The organism is Streptomyces sp. NPDC006655, assembly GCF_040703965.1.
In the GTDB taxonomy this organism is placed as follows: Bacteria; Actinomycetota; Actinomycetes; order Streptomycetales; family Streptomycetaceae; genus Streptomyces.
Genome location: NZ_JBEYJU010000209.1, coordinates 1 through 4774 on the forward strand (window position 1 = coordinate 1; position 4774 = coordinate 4774).

The 4774-nt window shown below is 65.4% G+C and carries 2 protein-coding genes and 1 pseudogene; 1 reads left to right on the forward strand and 2 read right to left on the reverse strand.

The window, feature by feature from the left end:
• Both AB0958_RS44420 and AB0958_RS44425 read right to left on the reverse strand, forming a co-directional pair.
• Window positions 1-1171 (reverse strand): IS4 family transposase (locus AB0958_RS44420; protein WP_366896177.1); only part of this gene is annotated, 1171 nt, incomplete at its 3' end.
• A 359-nt stretch (window positions 1172-1530) separates the two neighbouring features.
• Window positions 1531-1909, reverse strand: a pseudogene (locus AB0958_RS44425) (transposase); the annotation flags it as partial.
• Window positions 1910-2446: 537 nt separating this feature from the next.
• Between AB0958_RS44425 and AB0958_RS44430 the strand changes: the two are divergent.
• Window positions 2447-2818 carry a hypothetical protein gene (locus AB0958_RS44430; RefSeq protein ID WP_366896178.1) on the forward strand — a complete coding sequence of 124 codons (372 nt, stop codon included), beginning with the start codon at window positions 2447-2449 and terminating at the stop codon, window positions 2816-2818.
• Window positions 2819-4774 lie beyond the last annotated feature (1956 nt).

Below are 4774 nucleotides of genomic sequence, written 5' to 3' on the forward strand. Positions count from 1 at the left end.
GGCGGACGACGCGAAGGGTGCGGGTGAAGGAGATCCGGTCGGGATCGTGCCCGGCCTTGAGGGCGGCCCGGTGCATCAGGTCCCGCAGCGCGTGGTGGACCAGCAGGAACGCGAAGATCTCCTGTTCGACGCCGCGTGGGTGCTGGGAACGTAGCACCAGCCCCGGAACGCCCTGGTGGTTCTTGATCTCGTCCAGGGTGTTCTCGATCTCCCACCGCTGGGCATAGAGGGCGGCAAGCTCCTCGGCCGGTGCCTGCTCGGGGTCGAGGATGGTGGTGGTCAGGCGGTAGACGGTGCCGTCACCGCCGGATGGGCCGAGGGTGTACTCGATCACCCGCACCCGCTCGGGGTCCGCGCGCCGGTAGTGGTCCCGCGCGGCGACGATCTGCGACAGGTAGGAGCCGTCGGCGAGGGTTTCCAGGACCGGCAGCACTACGGTGCTGCGGACCCGCCACAACAGATCCGCTCCGCCCGCCTTCGCCGCCCGCCACAGGTCGAGGCCGCAAAACCCCCGGTCGGCGAGCACGAGCATGCCCTTGGTCAGCGCGGGGAATAGTCGCTGGGCCAGGGCGGTCTCGTGGACCTTGAGTGTTCCGACCTCGGCCGCGAACACGGCATGGGTGCCGCACTCGGCCAGGGCCGCCACCCTCGCCTGCGGATACGCACTGCGGCCCTGCCCACGACTGGTACCGGGACGACCGAAGAACTGCGCGTTCGCCGCGGTGTCCGGAACGTCGAAAACCGTGCCGTCCACCGCGACCAGCCGCCACCGCCGATACCAGGCACCCTGCGTGTGCGCGACGGCCACCGGCCGACACACCCGGGCGAACAGGGCCCGCAACGGCTCCGGTCCAAGCCGCAACCGGGCCCGCCCGATCGCCGCCGTCGTGGGAACCCGCCACGTCGTCGCCCACCGGCCCTCACGCTCCAGCCCCTGAACCAGAAGCCGGGCCACCTCTTCATAGCCCTGTCCGAAGAACAGACACATCGCCAGGACGAAGTAGACCACCACCCGTGCCGGCAGCAGCCGCGTCCGCTGCTCGACCCGGCCGCACTCGGCGACCACCTCATCGACCAACTCCGGCGGAAACGCCCGCGTCAGCACCCCCAACGCGATCCGATCCGAGAACCGACCAACCCCCGACGACTTCACCTGACCCGCCCTTGGCACAACCCACCCAACGACCCGACCCCAACAAAGTCACCGGTATTGTCACTAGACCCGCACTTCAGAGCCTCTTCAGGCCCCAGAGCTGTCCGAAAACCCCAGCCCGGAACCGCACTGCGCCACAGCCAAGAATCCCGAGACGATCACTAGATTCGCAGGTCAGCACATCATCGGCCGGCCGTGGCCGGGGCCACTGGCGGCGACCGACTACGGCGGCCCGCTGACCTCCTGGATGTGCAGCGTCATCCGCCTTCGCCGCGGTGCCGGCGGGCCTCCCCGGTACGACAACGACCCGTGGTGGCTGCGGCAGGAACACCAGAGCTCGACCATGGCCGGCCAGCTGCGGGTGCTGGTCCACGGAGGCCAGCCAACGACCAGCGGACTTCGGACCGTGCGGACCGGATGGCCTGCAGGGCTTTCTCACCGCAGGCGGCGAGGGACTCGATCAGACGGGAGACCGTCGGGTCGGAAGTGACCAGGCCGAAGACAGCCGGCTCACACCGCAGCATCGCAACGTCCGCGAGGCAGTCCCCGCCCAGCATGGCCGCCAGAGCAGGGTCCAGAAGGACCTTGCCCGGGTCGTGGACGGTCCGGTTTGCGCCAGGACGCCAGTTGCGCGGATATCGCCTGGTCAAGGCCGATCTGACGGACCGTCTCCAGCAGTAGGACCGTACCGGCCTGCGAGACCACCTGCCGACCGTCTCCCTGGACACGGACACGGGGGTACGACGAGATAGGCAACTCCTGGACAGCTACTGGGCACTTGGAGGTGCCCCTCGCGGGGGTGGAACTGCTTCGTGGCCCCCGAACGTTGGCGGCCCACCGTCCGTGCTGTCTCCGACCGTGCTCCCGGCGCGCTTCCGACCAAGCGGCGATCCGCGGCCCACCACGTAATAGGACGTATCTAGGACCGATCAAGGACCCGTGACCCTAGCGTCACGGTCAGGCGGTCGGGGGCAATGGCTCGAAGCCGGGGTCGACGAGAGCCCGCCGCTGCTCTGGAAGCCCTCCTGCTCGGCACCAACCAGAGAGAACAACCAGCCACCCCGGCAGGAGGCATCAACAACGGGGGGAACACACCCAGGCTGAAAGTCGGGAAGAACAAGCGCGCCATCGCCAAAGGCACGCCGGCGACGCACAAGTAGAACGGGGGTCGATCTTCGACACCCTGCACTCGCCCCCGGTCTCCCTCATGCGACGCCAGATGGCTCTCCAAGCACCGCACCTCCGCTCAACAGAGGTTTCATTGGCTGTACGAGACAAGGAGTAACAACCAGCATGGCACTCAGGAAAACAACCCGCATCGCTGCGGCGACACTCACCGCCGCCGCCATCCTCGGAGGCGGCATCATAGCGGCTGCGCCCGCCGGCGCGGCGACCATCGTCGTCGACTGCCCGGCACGCCCCAACTGGGCAAACGGTATCGACTTGTGGCAGAACACCGGCAAGAACGTGTGCTTCGCAGACGACGGACGGGCGTATTCGAGGGTATACACCAATCTGAACGGCGTCCAGGACGCGACTTCGGGATTGAACTACGCATCTATCTACCTCATAGGACAAAGTCGCCCCTGGGAGATCGTTCCCGGCCAGTCGCTTCATCTGGCCACCGGTGGTACGACCGTCCTCGGCGTCTATATCCACGGCTGAGGGCGTATTCAATCGCTAGAAGTGCAGGTGGCGCGGCGGCCGTGAATGCCGCCGCGCCACTTTCGTGACCGACCCGATGGGTGATGTCGGAGTTGTTCGGCTGACAGTGGCTGGGCGGCTTCGGCAGGCCCGGGGGTGAGATACGGGCAGGGCGGCGGCTTAACCGACGCCGAGAGGGCCGCGCAGGAGCGGATTCGGCCGGAGGCAGTCGGTCGCTGCAGAGGCGGGGAGAAGAACCGGGATCGACCAATGCCTCAGTCAGGCCGGGCCTGATCATGGACAGCGGGCCTCGATCAGACACGGCACCACTGACTCAAGTTTCAAGTAAAAGGCTGGTGAGATTAACTTGAAGCGCGTTACCTGCTCCGGGGCGTTCCTCCTGCTTCTGGTCTGTTCTACGTCGTGCGGTCAAAGCAAGGATTCTTCCGCCGTGGCTCTCGGCAGTATCCCTGTCATACGCAGCCCCGAGGGGATCAGGAGACCAATTGAAGATTTCGTGCCAACCGATGCACAGGTCGATTCCATAAGCGAGGCAGCATACGTAGCAACTCGTCGGTGTATGGCAGACTTCGGCATTCAGCTGCCTAAAATTCCGCCGAAGACAATCGTTGCCCGCGCTCTGGACGCGAAAGAACGGAGTCCGGTCTATGGATACTTTGCACCTGACTCTGTACAGCACAAGGGATATGACAGGGTCGCTACGGTGCCAGCTCCGGACAGCCCGCCTTCCTCGGATACCGCTAGGCTGCTGAGCGGAAGAGAACCTTCGGGAACTGTGGTTACCGAGTACGCGGGAAAGAACGTGCCGCCTGGCGGGTGCGTCCAGGTTGGAATGCATGCAACTGGCGGACCCTTGCCTTTTGCTGGTTCAACTCAAGGGCTACCTGACGGAGGACCGAAAATACCGCCAAACGAGCCTCACCTGGCTTCTTCCTATGCTGCATGGAGTACATGCATGAAGTCCAGGGGGTTTTCGTACGCTACACCCTGGAATGCCTATGTCGATCCGAGATGGGTTTCCGTAAATGGTTCGACGGGGCACAGTCCTGACGAAATCGCAACCGCACAGGCCGACATGTCATGCAAAGATTCAACCAACCTTGTTGGTGTGGCAGTGGCGGTGGAAAGTGCCTATGACACAATCTACATCCACAGTCGACATGACGATCTAGCAAAAATAAAAAGAAATCTCGAGCTGCGAGTCGACAGCGCAAACGCTCTCATCTCTGCCGCCGGCAATCCCTAACCTCAATACCGGTGACTTACGTCTTTGGTGTGCGTTTGACTCGTTTGGTTTTGGGGGGCGCCAACGAGGGTGACGGCAGCGGTGGGTGGCCGGTCTGCAGCCCGGTGGGCGGCGTGTTTGAGGAGCCAGCCGGCGACTTTGCGTTTGATGACACGAGGGTTGGCCCGGCGCCGTCGGGGAGGCAGGGGGCGTTCGAGGAGTGCGCACCTGGGGGCCGGCGGTGTCGCCGGGCAGTGGCCCGCCGACGCCGGGGTCGACGGAGATGACGGCCAAGGCGCGGTCCAGGGCGTGGGCGGGTTGGGTGACGTAGCCGAGGGTGCCGGAGACGCCGACCGCCCAAATGTGGGGGGGTCGTCCAGGTCGATGTGCCGGTTGCCGCTGTCGCGTGGGTCAGGAGGTGGCGGCGAGGCTTGCAGGACGGCGGCAGTCGCACGGGCCGGCCGTCAGGGATGTCTCGGGGTCTTCGGCCGGGCCGGACCTGCGGCGACCACTGCGTGCACGCGGGACCGGGTCCGGCCCGATCCGGTCAACTCGCCATCGTGGTCTGCTTCAACGGCAGATCGTCCCTCGCGGTCAGCGAACGACGCGGTAGGAGAGGTGGGTCGCCGCCGGGGTCGCTAGGGTGCGTTTCAAATGTGCTGGTCATAGCCATTCGTTGATGGCTGCGACCAGCACGGTCGCCTCGTAGCGGACCGCCAACTTGTCGTACC

What these genes read in the sequence shown, in the direction of transcription:
- AB0958_RS44430 (WP_366896178.1), top strand. Translation starts at nt 2,447, where the DNA reads ATGGCACTCAGGAAAACAACCCGCATCGCTGCGGCGACACTCACCGCC.